General features: G+C 62.2%; 1 rRNA gene. It reads right to left on the bottom strand.

Annotated features, from left to right (window positions below):
• Positions 1-286, bottom strand: a 23S ribosomal RNA gene (locus ciss_RS10465); the annotation flags it as partial.

Genomic DNA, 286 nt, shown 5'->3' on the forward strand with positions numbered 1-286 from the left:
GGTTCTCTCGCGCGCCTGTGGATCCTCTCCTCGCCTACCTGTGTCGGTTTGCGGTACGGGCACCCTCGCCCTCGGTAGAGGCTTTTCTCGGCAGCCTGGACTCGGTTGCTTCGGTACTCTATCTTCCCTCCCCATCACCTCTCGGGCTTCACGTGGAACGGATTTGCCTGTCCCACTCCCTACAGGCTTGGACGCGCTTTTCCAGCCGCGCGCTCAACCTATCCTTCTGCGTCACCCCTTCCCTCAAGCGGGCTCGGGTGGCAGGGGATTCTCAACCCCTTACCCA

Source organism: Carboxydothermus islandicus, from assembly GCF_001950325.1.
In the GTDB taxonomy this organism is placed as follows: domain Bacteria; phylum Bacillota; class Z-2901; order Carboxydothermales; family Carboxydothermaceae; genus Carboxydothermus; species Carboxydothermus islandicus.